This is a genomic window from Streptomyces misionensis (genome assembly GCF_900104815.1).
Taxonomy (GTDB): domain Bacteria; phylum Actinomycetota; class Actinomycetes; order Streptomycetales; family Streptomycetaceae; genus Streptomyces; species Streptomyces misionensis.
This window is the reverse complement of sequence record NZ_FNTD01000004.1, coordinates 2,693,753-2,710,069: the sequence shown is the minus strand read 5'-3', so window position 1 is coordinate 2,710,069 and position 16,317 is coordinate 2,693,753. Positions and strand designations below refer to the sequence as shown.

Below are 16,317 nucleotides of genomic sequence, written 5' to 3'. Positions count from 1 at the left end.
TCAGGGGCCCTGGACGATGCCCCTGACCAGCCCCAGCTCCACCAGGTCCTGCGGGCGGACGCGGAGCTGGTCGGCGGTCGGCTCGACGGCCTGCGGCGGGCGTTTGAGGATGGCCGCCGCCTGCTCCGGGGCGATCACCGAGAAGTAACTGTCCGGCGTGGCCCAGGTGTTGCCGGGAGCGGCCAGGGCCAGGGCCCCGCCGGAGCCGCCCTCGCCGATCACCAGCGTGGTGACCGGCACCCGGGCGGCGGCCACCGCGCCGAACACCTCGGCGATCGCCGCGCCCGCCCCCTGCCGCTCGGCCTCCGCGTCGTTGGCGGCACCGGGCGTGTCCACCAGGGTCAGCACGGGTATCCCGAGCCGGTCCGCCAGCCGGATCAGCCGGGCCGCCGTCCGGTACCCGGCGGGCCGGGTCGCCGTCCCGGTCTGCGCGGCGAACGCGACCGTACGGCCGTCCCGCTCGCCGAAGCCGCAGAGCATCCCCTCGGGGTCGGCGCCGCCGCACCGGTCGCCGCCGAGGTGGGCCCGGTGGGTGAAGTAGGCGTCCAGGTAGGCGTGCGCCCGGGGGCGTTCGGGGGAGCGGGCGCGCCGGACGGCCGCCCAGCCGCTGTCCGGGAGGCCGGTGGTGCCCAGGGCCGCCGGGACGGGAGCCGGTACGGCCTCGCCCGGGCGGGACAGCAGCCGCAGCCACGTCCCCAGCGCCTCCTTCAGGTCCTCCGGCCGCACCACCGCGTCCGCCGATCCCACCGCCACCTGCGACTCGGCCGTGTAGGCGGCGGGATCGGCGCCGGCCGGGCGGACGCGGGAGCCGGCGAAGCCCACCTGGGCGCCGGGCAGGGCGAGGATCACGTCCGCGCCGGCCCCGAGGGTGGCCCAGCCGCCCCCGGTGGTCGGGTCCCGCAGGACCGCTATCTGGGCCCGGCCCGCCTCCCGGGTGAGCACCGACTGCCGGGCCACCCGCTGGAGCTGGGTCAGCGCGACCATGCCCTCCTGCATCCGGCTGCCCCCGGTCGCGATCAGCGGCACGACGGGCAGGTGGTGGTCCCGGGCGTACGTGTACGCCGCCGCCAGCCGGTCCCCGGTGCGTTCGCCCAGGGAGCCGCCGAGGAAGCCGAACTCGAACGCGATCAGCACGGCCCGGGCGCCGGTCACGGTCGCGGTGCCGCAGACCACCGACTCCTCCTCGCCGGTGCGCTCGGCGGCGCGGGCGCGCGAGGCGTCGTACCCCTGCCAGCGCAGCGGTCCGTCGGGGGCGGACTCCCGGGCGGGCGCCGGGAGTCCGGTGAAGCTGCCGTCGTCCGCGACGAGGGCGAGCATCTCGCGCGCGGAGCGCCGGTCAGCCATCGGCCAGCGCCCGCTTCATGATCTTGCCCATGTCGTTGCGCGGCAGGGCGTCCAGGTAGCGCACGACGCGGGGCCGCTTGTGCGGGGCGAGCCGCCGGGCCACGTGCCCGGCCAACTCCTCGGTGCCCGGCGGCGCCTGCGGATCGACCGGGACGATCCAGGCGACGATCCGCTCCCCGAGATCGGCGTCCGGCTCCCCGGTGACCGCCGCCTCCCGCACCCCCGGGTGTTCCAGCAGCGCGTTCTCGATCTCGCCCGCCCCGATCTTGTAGCCACCGCTCTTGATCAGGTCGGTCGCCTTGCGCCCCACGATCCGCACGTACCCGTCGGGCTCGCGCACCGCCATGTCCCCGGTGCGGAACCAGCCGTCGGCGGTGAACGCGGCGGCCGTGGCGTCGGGCCGGTTCAGATACTCGGTGAACAGGTTCGGCCCGCGCACCTGGATCTCCCCGACGGTCTCCCCGTCGAGGGCGGCGATCTCCGAGCCGTCCTCCTCCACCAGCCGCAGCCGCACACCGGGCAGCGGCACCCCGACCGTTCCGGCGCGGGGCTCCCCGTCGGCGCGCACGCTGGTGTTCATCAGCGTCTCGGTCATGCCGTAACGCTCGATCACCCGGCGCCCGGTGGCCGCCGCGATCCGCTCGTGGTCGTGGACCGGCAGCGCGGCCGAGCCCGAGACCAGCAGCCGGGCACCGCCGAGCGCCTCGGCCAGTTCCGGGTCGCCCGGCAGGGCCTCGGCGATGCGGTGGTACATCGTCGGCACCCCGAACAGCATGGTCGCGCCGTCGGCCAGCTCGCGCGCCACGCCCTCGGTGGAGAACCGGCCCAGGTGCCGCACCGAGCCGCCGCGCCGCAGCGGCCCGAGGACACCGAGCACCAGCCCGTGCACATGGAACAGCGGCAGCCCGTGCACCAGCACGTCCGCCGCCGTCCACCGCCAGGCCTCCGCCAGCGCGTCCAGCGTCGCGGCGAGGGCCCGCCGGGGCAGTACGGCACCCTTGGGCGGGCCGGTGGTGCCGGAGGTGTAGACGATCAGCGCCGGGTCCTCGTCGGACACGCCGGCGGACGGGACCGGGGCGACGGCGGCCGCGTCCACGTCGACGCGCTCCAGCTCCCCCAGGGCGGCGGGCAGCCGGGCGCCCGGCGCGGCCAGCACCGTCCGGGGCGCGCTGTCGGAGACGATGTGCGCCAGCTCCTTCTCGCCCGACTTCGGGTTGAGCGGCACGGCGGCGGCCCCGGCGAGCAGCACCCCGGTCACGGCGACGGCCGTCTCCAGCTCGGGCGTGGCCCACACGGCCACCCGCCCGGCCCCGGCGATCCGCGCCGCCACGGCCCCGGCGGCCCCGGCCAGCTCGCCGTACGTCGACGACCGCTCGCCGAACCGCACCGCGACCCGCGTGGGCGGACCGTCCGTCAGGGCGGGAAAGAGGGAGGACACGCGGCGGACTCCTTCGCTCTCGGGACCATCTGCGTCCTTCCTACACCACCGGGTCCCCGGGGGTCGCCGGCCGTCCGGCCGCGGCGGGCGCGGTGACGTCGGCGACCACACAGGTCACGTTGTCGGGGGCGCCCGCCGCGAGGGCCGCGTCCACCAGCGCCCGCACCGTGCCCCCGGGCCCGGCGCCGCCCCCCAGCAGCCGCGCGATCCGGGCGTCGGGCACCGCCTCCGTGAGACCGTCCGAGCACAGCAGGTACCGGTCGTCCGGCAGCGGCTCCTGGAGGCGCAGGTCCGGCACCGGATCGGCCCCGCCGGTCAGGGCCTTGAGCAGCATCAGCGAGCGGGGTTCGACGCGATGGTCCTGGGTGAACCGGTACAGCTCGCCGTCGCGCAGCAGGTACGCCCGCGAGTCCCCGATGTGCGCGAGGGCCAGCCGGGACCCGGTCCACAGCAGGGCGGTCAGCGTGGTGCCGGCGTCGTTCGCGCCGCCGGTCAGGTTCCGCACCGCCTCGCCCGCGCGGCGCACCGCGTCCTCCAGGGCGCCCAGCACCCCGTCCGCGGGCGGCTCCTGCGCCTCGTCCAGGAAGCGCAGCGCCGCCACCGCCGCGCCGCTCGCGGACCGGCCCGCCGGGCCGAACCCGTCGGCCACGGCGAGCAGTCTGCGGCCCGCGTACACGGTGTCCTGGTTGGCCGGGCGCACCAGCCCGCGGTCGGTGTGCGCCGAGTGCCGAAGTTCCAGCATGGTCATGGGTTCCCTTCCCGGTTCGCCGGTCAGCTCCGCGACGAGGAACGCGGCGAGGTCCCGCCGTACGGCCGTCTCCGCCTCGACCCGCGCCCAGTACGCGCCGATCTCCCGCGCGGCCTCGGCCGGCGGCAGCGCGCACACGGCGCGTATCCCGGCCAGCGGCATCCCGAGCCGCCGCAGCCAGGCCACGAGCCGGGCCCGGCCCAACTGGCCGGCGGCGTAGTACCGGTAGCCGGTGTCCGGGTCGACCCGGGCGGGCCGCAGCAGCTCCGACTCGTCGTACAGCCGCAGCGCCTTCGGCGACAGCCGGCTCAGCCTGGCGAACGCCCCGATCGTCAGCAGTTCCATCGCATCCGCGCCTCTCGTCGTCCGCCACCGATGCTGGGGCTTCACCGAAGGTGAAGGTCAAACCCCCTGTCCCGGTTCCGGGCCGCTTGTTAGCCTCGCCGGTGTTCGAACCGCCGTACGACAGGGAGTCCGCCGTGCCCCGCATAGCCCTCGCCACCTACGACCCCGGTGCCGGGCCGAGCAAGGACCGTGATCTGCCGGTGCTGGTGCGGGCCCTGAACGACGCCGGGGCGCGGGCGGACGCCCCCTTCTGGGACGACCCGGACGTGGACTGGGCCGGGTACGACCTGGTCGTCATCCGCTCGCCCTGGGACTACAGCTGGCGCGCCGAGGAGTTCGCGCACTGGCTGGAGCGGGTGGGGCGGGTGACCCGGGTCGCCAACCCGCTCGACGTCGTGCGCTGGAACACCGACAAGCGGTACCTGGGCGACCTGGCCGCGGCCGGGGTGCCCACCGTGCCCACGCGCTACATGGCCCCGGGCGAGCCCGTCGCCCTGCCGTCCGACCACGAGTACGTGATCAAGCCGACGTCCGGCGCGGGCGCCCGCTTCGCCGCCCGCTACACCCCCGCCGAGCACGACACGGCGCTGCGGCAGCTCGCCCGGATGCACGCCGAGGGCTTCACCGCGATGGTGCAGCCCTACCTCACGGGCATCGACGTCACCGGGGAACGGGCGCTCCAGTTCTTCGGCGGCCGGCTGCTGCACGCGAGCCGCAAGGCGGCCGTGCTCACGCCCGGGACACCGTACGACGCCGACAAGGTCGCCCACCCGGACCTCACCCCCTGGCAGCCGACGGACGCCGAACTCGCCGTCGCCGAGAAGGCGTTGGCGGCGGTGCCCACCCGCGCTCCGCTGCTCTACGCCCGCGTGGACCTCGCCGACGGCCCGGACGGCGCGCCCCGCCTGATGGAACTGGAACTGGTGGAGCCGAACCTCTTCCTCTTCCTGCACCCGGACTCGGTGCCGCACGTGGCGACGGCGATCCTGGCCGAGGCCGAGGCCGAGGCCGAGGCCCCGGCCTAACCGCCGACCGTCTCGCGGCACGCCCCCGCGTACGCCCGTACCAGCGGACGCTCCCCGGCCTCGCGCCGCCAGGCCAGCGCGTACCGGCTGGGTCCCACCCCCCGGACCGGGCGGGTGACGACCCCGCCCAGGCTGATCAGCGGCGCGTTGCCCGCCGCGACCAGACAGATCCCGAGCCCCGCGACCAGTGCTTCGTACGTCTCCTCCGCCCCGGCGATCTCCGCGCCGATCCGCGCCGGCCGGCCCGCACGGGCGTCCAGGGCGAGCCAGTGGTCGCGCAGCACCCCCGCGCCGGGCGGCAGGGCGAGGAACGGCTCGTCCAGCAGCTCGGCGAAGTCCAGTTCGGTGCGGGCGGCGAGCGGGTGCGTCTCCGGCAGGGCCACCAGCCGGGCCTCCCGCGCGACGACGACCCAGTCGTACCGCTCCTCGTCCGGCAGCGGCAGCCAGACGAACGCGGCGTCCACGGCCTGGCCCGCGAGACCCGCCGTCGGGTCCTCCCAGCTCGACTGGCGCAGCCGGACGGTGACATCGGGGTGGGCGGCGGTGAAGCGGGAGCGGATGGCCGGCAGCAGCCCGCCCCGGCCCGGGCTGGTGCTCATGCCCACGGTGAGCGTGGCCCGCTGGGCCGCCTTGGCCGCCTCCACGGCGTCCGCGCCCGCCGCCCACGCGGCCAGCACCGCCCGGGCGTGCGGCAGCAGCGCCTCGCCCGCGGCCGTCAGCGCCACCCCGTGCCGGTCCCGGCACAGCAGATCGGCCCCCAACTGCCGCTCCAGCGCCCGGATCTGCTTGCTGAGCGCGGGCTGGGAGACGTACAGCCGTTCGGCCGCGCGGGTGAAGTGCAGTTCCTCGGCGACGGCGACGAAGTACCGCAGATCCCGTGCGTGCACATCAAGGGTCATAGCCATGGGTTATCACCAGGGGTCTTGGACGGGCAACGGGGCACGGCGCGAAGCTGGTGCGCATCGGGGGACGGCACGGGGCCGCCCGCGGGACCAGGGGAGCTGACATGAACAAGGTATGGCTGGTGACCGGGGCGAGCAGCGGGTTCGGGCGGACCATCACCGAAGCGGCCGTAGCCGCCGGTGACGTGGTGGTCGGCGCGGCCCGGCGCCCCGAGGCCCTGGACGACCTGGTCGCCGCGCACCCCGACCAGGTCGAGGCGCTGCGCCTGGACGTGACCGACATCGCCGCGGCGGAGGCGGCCGTGGCGGACGTACTGACCCGGCACGGCCGGATCGACGTGCTGGTCAACAACGCGGGCCGCGCCCATGTCGGGGCCGTCGAGGAGACCGGCGACCAGGAGCTGCGGGACCTGTTCGACCTGCACTTCTTCGGTCCCGCGGCGCTGGTGCGGGCGGTGCTGCCCGCCATGCGGGAGCGGCGCTCCGGGGCGATCGTGCAGATGAGCAGCATGGGCGGCCAGCTGTCCTTCGCGGGCTTCGGGGCGTACAGCGCGACCAAGTTCGCGCTGGAGGGCATGTCCGAGGCGCTCGCGGACGAGGTCGCCGAGTACGGCGTCAAGGTGCTGATCGTGGAGCCGGGCGCCTTCCGCACCTCCCTCTTCGACGCCCGCCGCACCGCGGTCAGCGCCGACAGCGGGCTGTACGCCAGGGTCGGCGAGACCCGCGGCGACGTGGCGGAGGGCGACGGCGCCCAGCCAGGCGACCCCGCCAAGGCCGCGGCCCTCGTCCTCGCCGCGCTGGAGGCCGACCGCACACCGCTGCGGCTGCCGCTCGGGGACGACGGGGTGAGCGCGGTGCTGGCCCATCTCGACCAGGTCCGCGCGGACGTGACCGAGTGGGAGAAGCGGACCCGGGCGACGGGCTTCGACGACTGAGCCGGTGGCGCTCAGGCCACGACGGCGGTCCGCTGGAGCAGGCCCCAGGTGAACTCGGCGACCACCTCGCGCGGCACGCCGGCACGGTCGGGCGCGGTGAGGGCGAGGCCCCAGCGGGTCGGGGCGGTGCCCTCCAGCGGGCGGGCCGGCGGGAAGGCGCGGGCGGCCTCGTCCACGGTGCAGGACCAAGGGGTGAGGTCGTCCAGGGTGTGCAGGGCCGGTACGGGAGCGCCGGGCGCGCGGACCAGCCACTCGTTCCACACGGCGCCGCCCGGCCCCACCAGCACCTCGAAGCGCAGCTCGGGCCAGAGGGGAAGGGCCCAGCGGCGGGCCTCGCAGTCGACGTCGCCCAGTCTGCGCGGCAGCACGGCCTCCGGCTCGCCGAGGACCGAGCGGTAGCGGGCGGCGGCGGACCGGGACCGCGGCGAACGCACCATCGCCTGCCAGCGCTTGTTGGCCTCCCGCATGTCCGCGGCCGACACCCCGAGCCGCCGTCTGGCCTCGTCCACCAGAACGGGGTTGTGATCGCTCATCCGCCGCAGCAACACCAGTTGGAAATCAAGGGCCACGCCTCCCATGGTGCGCCCTCGGGGACCCGTCACTCGGGCACCCGGACACCGGAGCGCGGCACGGCCCCCGCGAGGACGCGGACCGCCGCCACCTCCCGGCGCCGGCGCAGCGCCCCGGAGATCTCCCCGATCTCCCGCAGCAGCGCCGAGGGATCGGCGTCCGCCGCCGGGGCCGCCCCGCCCCGGCCCCGCTCGACGGCGTCCAGGACGCCCACCGCCGCGGCCAGCGCCCGCGCCCGCGCCGGGTCGTGGCCGAGGGACACCGCCGCCGCGTACGCCCGCCGCTCCAGCCCGGCGTCCAGCCGCCGCGCCAGCGGCAGCAGCGCGTCCCGGATGAACGTCTCCCGCCGCGTCAGCCGCAACCCGGCCGGCGCCCGCAGCGCGAAGCGGGGCCCCGGGACACCGCCGGCGTCCCGCAGCAGCCGGTACAGCGGCCCCAGCCGGTGATGGGCGAGCCGCAGGCGCAGCCGGTCGTGCAGGGCCTGGCCGGCGTGCGGCAGGATGAACCCGGCGGCCAGCAGGATCGCCGCGAGCGAGGCCACCGGCGGTGCCAGGTTCGTGCTCAGCCAGTCCGGGGAGCGCCCGCACCACCGCGCGACGACGGCGCCGAGCTTCGCCCCGTCGTAGAGCAGGCTCAGCGCGTACCCCCCGCCCAGCAGCCGCAGCCCCCACCGCAGCCAGACGTCCAGCCCCCGGTCACCGGCCCAGTCCCGGATCAGCCGGAGGCTCAGCGCGCACGCGACGGCGTGCGCCAGCAGATAGAGCAGGATCTCCTCGCGCATGAACGGCGTGCGCGCGTAGTACGTGTCCAGGTCCCGCACCCGCTCCACCGGCACGTCGGCGAGCAGGAACAGCACCCACAGCAGGGCGATCACCCCGGAGTACACCGAGACCACCCAGCGCGTCGCCCGCCGCGTGACCGCCGACCGCTCGGGCAGCCCGTTGCGCCAGGTGACGATGAACAGCAGACACGCCCCCGAGTTCGCGGCGATCAGCGAATAGCACCAGGGAGCCGCGAAGTTGGCGACCCCGGTCAGCCGGTTCAGCCACGCGATCATCGACGGCATGCAGAACACGAACACCGCGGCGGCGAGCACCAGCACCCCGCCGACCGCGCGCAGCAGCGGGTCCCGCCACAGCCGGATGATCGTGGGCAGCTTGAGCACCAGCGCGGCGGTCAGCAACACCGTGGGGACCCAGAAGGAGATGTACAGGTGGCCGAGCAGCGCCGACGGATCCAGCGCCAGCGTGCTCACCGTGCGGCTCCGCCCCGTCCGCGGTAGCCGAGGGCGCGCTGCGGCGGGGCGGTCGCGGCATCCCCCAAACCGGCGCCGGGAGCGGCCCCGGTTCCGGTGAGCCGGGGCCGCAGCAGCGTGGCGAGCCGGTGCCCGAAGTCGTCGGCCTCCGCCTCGTCCGCCTCCCGGGACCCGTTGCGCGCCGCCACCGTCAGCGCCGTGTCCGGCCAGCCCGGCGTCTTCGCGAACGCCCGCGCCGCCGCGTCCCCGGCGAGGTGATGGTGCCGGTGCCCGGCGTGCAGGTGCCACAACTCATGGCCCAGGATGACCAGTTGCTGCACGTCCTCGGCCCGCTCCTCCACGATCACCAGGTCGAAGTCCGCGAACTCCACCCACAGACCCGTGACCTCGATCTCGTCCGGGAAGCGTTCGAACCGCAGCTCCAGCGGCCGGCCGCCGCGCAGCGCGCTCATCTCCTCGCACAGCGCCCGGCACAGCCCCCGTACGTCGCCGGGCGCTTCGGGCCGGGCGCGGACGGCCGCGGACAGCTCGCCCGCGAGGGTGCGCATGGCCGAGCCGGGCCCCGGGCGCCGCAGCCGTGCGGTCAGCCGGGCCGCCCGCCCCCGCGCGTCCGCGATGCCCATCCGTGCCCCTTCCCGCCGACAGCCCAACCGTCCGAGCGTACGCGCCGGGATATGCCCCCGTCACGCGGTCGCACGCCCCCGGCCCGCGGCGACCGCCCCTCCCCGACGCGCCGTCTCAGCGGCCGGGCGACGGCACCACCGACACCTCGGTCCCGCCGAGCGCCCGGCCGAGCAGCGACAGCCGCACCGTCCCCGGCCCCGACAGCGTCGTGAACTCCGAGAGCACCGCCAGCGCCAGCGTGTTCTCGCCCCGCGTCCGCAGGATGCCGTTGGGCAGCACGAACGTGTGCTGCGGGCCCACGTTGTTGATGTACTGCCCGAGGTTCCAGCCGTTGAGGAAGATCTGCGCCCGGTACGCGCGGTACGGATCGTCTTCCAGCGTCAGCCCCACGGACGCGTCGACGTCGCCGGGCACCGCCAGCCGGAAGGACGTCCGGTACCAGGTCACCCCCTGGTACCGCGCCGCCACCGGGAAGCGCACCGGCTCCCAGTCGCGGTCCGCGAAGCCCGGCAGGTGCCAGCCCTCCCGCTCCCCGTGCAGCCCGCCGTTGTTCAGCGGGCCGCGCACCGGGTCCGGCCGCCCCTCGCCCTGGATGCGCCAGACGACCTCGGGCGACGCCCCCGTGAAGACGGCCGCCGTCAGCCCGCGGGCCGCCTTGTGGGCGTCGTCGGCCCTGCCGTCCTGGTCGTGCTGCATCCGCCGCACGAGCACCGACAGCACATGCCGGCCGGGGGAGCGCAGCTCCGCGCGCACCGGGAAGGCGGCCGTGTCCGTCCAGGTGCCCTTGCGGAGGGTGTCCCGGTCCGGCACCGGCATCCGGTGCGTGCCCAGCGGTTCGCCGTCCAGCCAGGCCATCAGCAGGCCCTGCGTGCCGGTGCTGTAGCCGAGCGCGACCTCCTCGATGCCGCGGGCGTCGTCGAAGGTGCCCCGGTACCAGACGTCGCCGTAGTGGAAGCCGTAGTCGTCGGCGAAGAGCACCGGCTGCCCGGCGGGCACCGCGGTGGTGCTGAACGACGTCTTCTTGTCGGCGGTCCGCCAGCCGGAGTCGTCGTAGCCGGGCCCCGCCTCCGGGTTCTCCCGCCGCATCCGCCAGCCGCCGAGCCGGGGCAGCCGCACCTCGGGCACGCCGGGCAGCGGGCCGGTGGTCATCAGGCTGCCGGACAGGGTCACCCGCACCGGCAGCCGGCGGCCGTTCCACACCAGGGTGTCGATGCCGCGCGGCCCCCACACCTCCATGCTGGTGGTCTCGGCGATGTCACCGGTCAGATGGACCTCGCGGCCGCGCACCTCGGCGTGGCGCAGCAGGGCGGGGCCGTAGACCAGCACGGTGCCGGACGGGGTGTCGTACGGGAACAGGCGTACGGCGGTGGCGTCGTCGGCGAGCAGGAGCAGCAGCGGGCGGTCCCGCCCGCCCTTCTCCACCAGCACCCGGATCAGACCGCCCTGCCCCAGCGGCGCGTTGACGTGCAGCCCGGTGTCGTCCAGGACCCACGCGGCCTCCGGGTCCAGGCGCAGCACGTCGGGCTCGTCGGGGCAGTCGACCAGCAGCTCGGCCATCTCGCCCTTGGGCCCGGTGAACACGGCGATGTCCTGCCGGCCCGCGGTCACGCGCATCGACGGCTGGACGCTCGCGTACTTCAGCTTCCGCGGCCCCAGCGAGAGGTTCGCGGCCACCAGCCTGGCGTCCCGGGCGGGCACGCTGACCCGCAGGTCGCCCGCGGCGGTCGGCAGATCGGCGGTGACCGTGTCGTCGCCGTCGTTGCGGGCGACGTACACATGGGCGCCGGTGTCCGGGTTGGTCAGGTGGTAGACCTTCAGACCCTCGGCCCGCACGTCCGCCGCGCGGTCCAGCTTCGCGAAGTCCGGGACGCGTTGCAGCAGATGACCGAGCTGGTGCATCGGCGCGATCTTGTCGGTGACCTGGCGGGCCTCGTCGATGGCCGCGCCGTAGTCGTACGACGTGTAGACGACCGGCGCGGGCAGCCAGCCCCACGAGGTCCCGCCGAAGGTCATGTAGACGTTGTGCAGGGTCAGGCCGTTGGCCAGGTTGGTCAGGTAGAAGCGGCGCTCGTAGGCGGCGTCCCGGGTGCGCCGCGCCTGCGCGTACCCCTTGCCGTCGAAGAAGGCGCCGCCCCACGGGTCGAACCAGCCGCCGCCGAACTCGGGCACGAACCCGGGCGTCGACGGCGAGGCGCTCGCCCCGCCCTTGGCGCCGCCGGGCCCGAACGTCCCCCAGTCCGGCGGGGTCGCCTGCGGCGAGGGGTACCCGTCGAAGCCGTACAGCCAGCCGCCGCGCTCCGAGCCGGTGTCGAACGAACCGGGGGTCCAATAGCCGTTGCGGCCCTTGTCGTTGTGGAACAGCGGTACGTCGATGCCGTCGGCGCGCACCTTCTTGTACAGGTGGGACATGTAGGCGCGGCTGCCGGCCGAACCCACCCGCGCGTCGTACTCGTTCTCGATCTGGTAGAGCAGCACGGTGCCGGTGCCCTGGGTGAACAGGTGCGCGCGGGCGATGCGGTTCACCTGCGTCAGCCACTCGTCGACGTGCGCCAGGTACTCCGGGTCGTCGGACCGGGCCCGGCCCTCGGCCGCGGTCAGCCAGCCGGGGAAACCGCCGCCGTCCACCTCGGCGTTGATGTAGGGGCCGGGCCGCAGGATGACGTACAGCCCGGTCTCGGCGGCCGTGCGCAGGAACAGGTCCAGGTCCCGGACACCGGTGAAGTCGTACCGGCCGGGCGCCGGCGAGTGGTAGTTCCAGGCCACGTAGACGCTGACGGCGTTGTAGCCGTGCGCCCGCATCTTCTGGAGCACGTCCCGCCACAGGGACGGGCTGGGCAGCCGGAAGGGGTGCAGCTCGCCGGACCAGACCACCAGCCGTTTGCCGTCGACCAGCAGGGAGTAGCGGTCGTACCCGATGGTGTGCCGCTCGCCGTCCGCGCCGGGCGGGGCGGGCGCCGGACCGGTCGGCACGGTGCGCGCCGCGAACGCCGAGGACGCCCCCGGGCCGCCGCTGCCGCCCAGGGCGAGACCGAGCGCGGCCGAACCGGCCAGGGCACTGAAGGTACGTCTGCTGAGCGCCAAGGTGGAGCCTCCGGGCGATCTTACGGGGCGCGGATGCGGCCATTCTCCACGCGGGGGCGTCCCACAATGGACCCATGAGGATCTCGGCACGGGCGGACTACGCGGTACGGGCGGTACTGGAGTTGGCCGTACGGCAGGGTAACGGCCCGGTGAAAGCAGAGGAAATCGCGGCCGCGCAGGGGATCCCGCACAAGTTCCTGGAGGGCATCCTCGGCGATCTGCGCCGCGCCGGGGTGGTGGACAGCAGGCGCGGCGGGGGTGGCGGTTACCGGCTCGCGCGCCCGGACACGGCGATCACCGTGGCGGACGTGATCCGCGCGGTGGACGGCCCGATCGTCTCGGTGCGCGGCGAACGCCCCACGGGGCTCTCCTACACGGGTACGGCCGAACCCCTGCTCCCCCTGTGGATCGCGCTGCGCGCCAACGTCCGCCGCATCCTGGAGGGCGTCACGGTCGCGGACCTGGCGGCGGGCGCCTTGCCGGAACCCGTACGGTCCCTGGCGGCGGAACCGGCGGCCTGGGAGAACCCCTGACGCGCGACGGGCCGGTGCGAGGCACCGGCCCGTCCCTGGGGTGGAGCGTGTGTCAGCGGCGGCGTCCGGCCAGACGCCTACGGCTCACGTAGACGACGGCCGTGCCCGCGCCGAGCAGCAGGGCGACGAGGGAGACCAGCCTTCCCACGTTCGCCATGCCGGTGCTGGCGAGGGGCCCGCCGCCACCCTGGTGCGTGCCGCCCCCCGGAGCGGCGGGCGTACCGGCGGCCGGCGGTGCCGAGGCCGGGGGAGTGGACGCCGGGGGACCGGACGACGGCGGGGCGGAGGGCGTCGGCGGCACCTTCGTGGGGATGTAGACGCCGGCGTCGATGGTGTGGTCGACACCGCCGGGCTTCGCCGGCGCGGTGACCGGCGCCGATCCCTTGCACAGCCGGCCGGAGCGGGGCGGGGTCACATTGGAGTCGTGCGCCCGGTCGGCGCCGGCCCGCGGCAGGGTGAACCGCAGCTTGGTGGCCGGCGGCTGTCCCGGCACATCGGTGGTGTCCGCGGTGCACACGTCGAACTCCACGGTGTACTTCGCGCCCGGCGTCAGCTGGTAGTCGGCGCCGACGCCGCCGAAGTAGTACTCGCCGTCCGCGTCGGTCCTGGTCGTGGCGACCTGCTTGCCGTCGGCGTCCAGCAGGTTGATCGTGGCGTCCGGCAGCAGCACCTGCCCGGCGTCCTGGATGCCGTTGTGGTCGCCGTCGTACCAGACCACGTTGCCGATCTGGATCGGGGCGTTCGCCGCGGCGTACGCGATGTCGCCGAGGCCGCCGGCCTTGCCGAACCCGTTCTGGTTCAGGCCGATGAACTGGTAGGCGTTGGCGTTCGGGTCGTTGCCCGGGCCCGCGCCGGTGGTGATGTCGTAGTAACCGGTCCCGTCGGTGGCGACATGGGCGGTCGGGTCCATCTGCGTGGTGACGACCCACTGCTGCTGCGGGATGTAGGCGACCGAGCCCAGCGAGCTCTCCTGGTGCGGACCGGGCTGGTCCGGCGCGCCGAGGTTCGGGAAGAAGTCACCGGGGAAGTACTCGACGACACCGGCGGACTCGGCACCGTCGACGACGGCGCCGGTCGCGTGGTTCGGGCAGTTCCCGGTGCCTTCCCACGCGTACCCGCCCTCGGGATCGGCGCAGGCCATGGTGATGTCACCGCCGGCCATGCCGTTCTCCGGGGTGTCGTCGCCCTGCCTCGGGTCCAGCCCGCCCCAGCTGACCACGTCCATGAACCGGTCGCGGAAGCCGAGGATCAGGGAGCCGTCGCGGGCGAAGGCCATGCTGGCCAGCTCCGGCTGCGGGTCGATCATCGTCCCGTTCACCTTGAGGCTGTCCCAGTCCTTCAGGCTGGAGTTCCACGGGTTCCAGAAGTGGGCCTGGGGGAAGGCGGAGTCGCCGGAGAGGACGTTCCCGCGCTCGTAGGTCAGCGGGTGGGTCAGCACGGGGGTGAACCGCTTGCCGTCGTAGGTGGAGACGACGACATTCAGGTCCTCGCGCTTCTGTGTGCTCTCCGCGCTGCACACGCCGCCGACGTAGAGGGTGTTGTCGTGGGCGGCCAGGCCGAACGGCCGCCAGTCGGCGGACGAGGCGCAGCCCGGGTCGGGGATCGGCACGGTCGCCCTGGGCGCCGAGGCGGTCGTCCCGGTCGCGTCGAAGCTCACCAGCGAGCGGGTGCGCAGGTTCACCGCGTACAGGGTCCGGCCGTCCTCGGACAGGGCGAGACCGCCGATGGACTCCTTGCCCGGCGCGTCGGTGAACCCGGCGTCCTTGATCATGCGGGCGGTGTCGTGCGCGGTGACCGTGGCGCCCGGCACCTTCGCGAACAGCTTCGGGGCGCCCCCGCCGGTGGTCGGCACGGTGTAGATCGCGTCACCGCCGTCCGGCCCGTACGGGGTGTAGCGGCGGGCGAACTCCGACTGGAACAGCCGCTGGTGGCCGCGGTCGTAGGCGAGCCCGAAGGTCGTGCCCACCTGCTCCTGCGTGGCGAGCACGTCCGGGCAGGCCGTCTGGTCGGGGCAGGTGCCGCGGGTCTTGGTCCCGAAGGCCACCAGTGCCCGGGTGTCGGTTCCGCCGGCGGCGTTCTGCACCGGCACGAAGTACCGCGTGTCCGGCAGCGCGTAGTCAGCCGGGTTCCAGACGCCGGTGATCACCGAGGCGTTCTTGCCGCCCGAGACGTCCACGAACGTGGTGAAGCTGTCGAAGTGGTTCTCCGCCGTCGAGGCCGGCGCCGCCCGCAGGTAGCCGCTGTAGGGCGCCGGTACCGTGACGTCCACGCGGTACCGGCCGCCGGTCAGCGAGGCCGACGGGGCGACCACGACCTTTCCGGTGGCGTCCGTGACGCCCGAGACGTGATGTCCCGCGGCGTCGGTGACGGTGACCTTCATTCCTCGTTGCGGCACGTCCATGGTCGTGTTGATCACGCCGGTGCCGAAGAAGTCCCGCAGTGTCTCGACGGTCAGTGTGCCGTCGGAGGTCGAGGCGCCGGCCTGCTCGGCGCCCGTCGCGATCATGCCTGTGGCACCGCCCGTCAGCAACAGACAGGACAGGCCCACCCGCACCAGCCTACGTAATGGCATCGCATTCCTTTGCGTCGTCTACGTCATCGCCCGACTCGGCACAACTCGACAGCAATCCCCGTGCGAACCATACAAGTTGACGCACTGTCATTTATACGGAAACGGAAAAGTCGGGGAGGTGGTGGAAGGGCCTGTTAGCATCCCGGCGCGTGCGGACCATGAAGAGCAAACGGGGTCTTCCGCGGCGCGTGGCAGACGGACGCCGCCGCCGGCCGAAGTTACGCTGGGCGGTGGCCGGGCTCGCCCTCGCGGCCGCCGCGGCGACCGCGTTCGTCCTCGTCGGGAACGGCGGCGATGCGAGCGGCAGGCGCGCGTTGACGCCGGACGAGGCGAACCGGCTGGCGATCACGCGGTTCCGCAACTACCAGGCGGGCGGCCGCGCGGTGACGATCACCGTGCCGAGCGCGGCGGGCGGGCTGGTCGTCACCGGGTCCGTCGACTACCGCGCCGAGATCGGGTACGGAGTGGTGCACGGCAGCGGGCGCGACGCGTCCGGCGACGGGCTGATCCAGTGGACGGCCACCACCGTCCTGGTCCACCCCATGGCCGACGCCCCCGCCACGGCGCCGCCGTCGCCGCCCGCGTCCGGCTGGTACCGGCGCCCGCTCCAGAAGTCCGGCAGTTCCCTGGACAGTTCGCTGGCCATCACGCTCGGCCTCGGCAGCGACCGGCCGGACAACGCCGAACTGCTGCCGCAGAACGGTGCCGCCCGGCTCGGCCACGACACCGTGCACGGCCGTCCGGTGGACGTGATGACCGGCCCGGACGCCCGTGCCAGGGCCGGTACGGCGGACACCGTGCGCTACTGGATCGGCTCGGACGGCACGATGTACCGGGTGCAGGCCGGCGTGGCGTCCGAATCCCGGCCGCTCGTCATCGACTTCGGCACCGGCGGGTACACACCGGTGCGGCCCGCACCCGGCATCACCCCCACGCGCTAGCTGT

Annotated in this window: 13 protein-coding genes; 4 read left to right on the top strand and 9 right to left on the bottom strand. The window is 74.7% G+C overall.

Annotated elements, in window-relative coordinates; all coding sequences use genetic code 11:
• From BLW85_RS13975 to BLW85_RS13965, 3 genes are read right to left on the bottom strand one after another with little or no spacing between them, the layout of a single operon-like run.
• The gene (locus BLW85_RS13975; RefSeq protein WP_074992211.1) at positions 1-1,344 is read right to left on the bottom strand and encodes a carboxyl transferase domain-containing protein; all 1,344 of its coding nucleotides are present in this window, start codon (positions 1,342-1,344) and stop codon (positions 1-3) included.
• On the bottom strand, positions 1,337-2,782 hold the full coding sequence (locus BLW85_RS13970; RefSeq protein WP_070025231.1) for an acyl-CoA synthetase: 1,446 nt from the start codon (positions 2,780-2,782) through the stop codon (positions 1,337-1,339). The genes BLW85_RS13975 and BLW85_RS13970 overlap by 8 nt, the downstream gene beginning before the upstream one ends.
• Before the next feature lie 40 nt (positions 2,783-2,822).
• Complete coding sequence (locus tag BLW85_RS13965) at positions 2,823-3,875, bottom strand: MerR family transcriptional regulator (RefSeq protein ID WP_070025232.1); 1,053 nt, start codon at positions 3,873-3,875, stop codon at positions 2,823-2,825.
• A gap of 134 nt (positions 3,876-4,009) precedes the next feature.
• Between BLW85_RS13965 and BLW85_RS13960 the strand changes: the two genes are divergently transcribed.
• A complete protein-coding gene (locus BLW85_RS13960; protein WP_074996069.1) occupies positions 4,010-4,900 on the top strand; it encodes an ATP-grasp domain-containing protein in 891 nt (296 codons plus the stop codon).
• Here BLW85_RS13960 and BLW85_RS13955 read toward each other — a convergent pair.
• Complete coding sequence (locus BLW85_RS13955; protein WP_071828764.1) at positions 4,897-5,805, bottom strand: LysR family transcriptional regulator; 909 nt, start codon at positions 5,803-5,805, stop codon at positions 4,897-4,899. The genes BLW85_RS13960 and BLW85_RS13955 overlap by 4 nt on opposite strands.
• A 101-nt stretch (positions 5,806-5,906) precedes the next feature.
• Between BLW85_RS13955 and BLW85_RS13950 the strand changes: the two genes are divergently transcribed.
• Positions 5,907-6,737: an SDR family NAD(P)-dependent oxidoreductase gene (locus BLW85_RS13950; RefSeq protein ID WP_074992210.1), complete on the top strand. Its 831-nt coding sequence runs from the start codon at positions 5,907-5,909 to the stop codon at positions 6,735-6,737.
• Positions 6,738-6,748: 11 nt separating this feature from the next.
• Here the strand turns inward: BLW85_RS13950 and BLW85_RS13945 are convergent, their stop codons facing one another.
• The 4 genes from BLW85_RS13945 to BLW85_RS13930 all read right to left on the bottom strand — a co-directional run bounded on the left by BLW85_RS13945 (position 6,749) and on the right by BLW85_RS13930 (position 12,267).
• The gene (locus tag BLW85_RS13945) at positions 6,749-7,315 is read right to left on the bottom strand and encodes a hypothetical protein (protein WP_070025235.1); all 567 of its coding nucleotides are present in this window, start codon (positions 7,313-7,315) and stop codon (positions 6,749-6,751) included.
• A 20-nt stretch (positions 7,316-7,335) separates the two neighbouring features.
• Complete coding sequence (locus tag BLW85_RS13940; RefSeq protein ID WP_070025236.1) at positions 7,336-8,562, bottom strand: MAB_1171c family putative transporter; 1,227 nt, start codon at positions 8,560-8,562, stop codon at positions 7,336-7,338.
• Positions 8,559-9,185 (bottom strand): toxin-antitoxin system, toxin component family protein, encoded by a 627-nt coding sequence (locus BLW85_RS13935; protein WP_208624839.1) that lies wholly within the window; start codon positions 9,183-9,185, stop codon positions 8,559-8,561. The genes BLW85_RS13940 and BLW85_RS13935 overlap by 4 nt, the downstream gene beginning before the upstream one ends.
• A gap of 115 nt (positions 9,186-9,300) precedes the next feature.
• Positions 9,301-12,267, bottom strand: coding sequence for a glycoside hydrolase family 35 protein (locus tag BLW85_RS13930; protein WP_074992208.1), 2,967 nt, complete (start codon positions 12,265-12,267; stop codon positions 9,301-9,303).
• Positions 12,268-12,341: 74 nt separating this feature from the next.
• On the opposite strand from BLW85_RS13930, the gene BLW85_RS13925 reads away from it, so the two are divergent.
• Positions 12,342-12,800 (top strand): RrF2 family transcriptional regulator, encoded by a 459-nt coding sequence (locus BLW85_RS13925; RefSeq protein ID WP_070025238.1) that lies wholly within the window; start codon positions 12,342-12,344, stop codon positions 12,798-12,800.
• A 52-nt stretch (positions 12,801-12,852) separates the two neighbouring features.
• Here BLW85_RS13925 and BLW85_RS13920 read toward each other — a convergent pair whose 3' ends face one another.
• A complete protein-coding gene (locus BLW85_RS13920; RefSeq protein WP_079172333.1) occupies positions 12,853-15,372 on the bottom strand; it encodes an SdrD B-like domain-containing protein in 2,520 nt (839 codons plus the stop codon).
• 188 nt (positions 15,373-15,560) lie between these two features.
• Between BLW85_RS13920 and BLW85_RS13915 the strand changes: the two genes are divergently transcribed.
• On the top strand, positions 15,561-16,313 hold the full coding sequence (locus BLW85_RS13915; RefSeq protein ID WP_244174859.1) for a hypothetical protein: 753 nt from the start codon (positions 15,561-15,563) through the stop codon (positions 16,311-16,313).
• Positions 16,314-16,317: the final 4 nt, after the last annotated feature.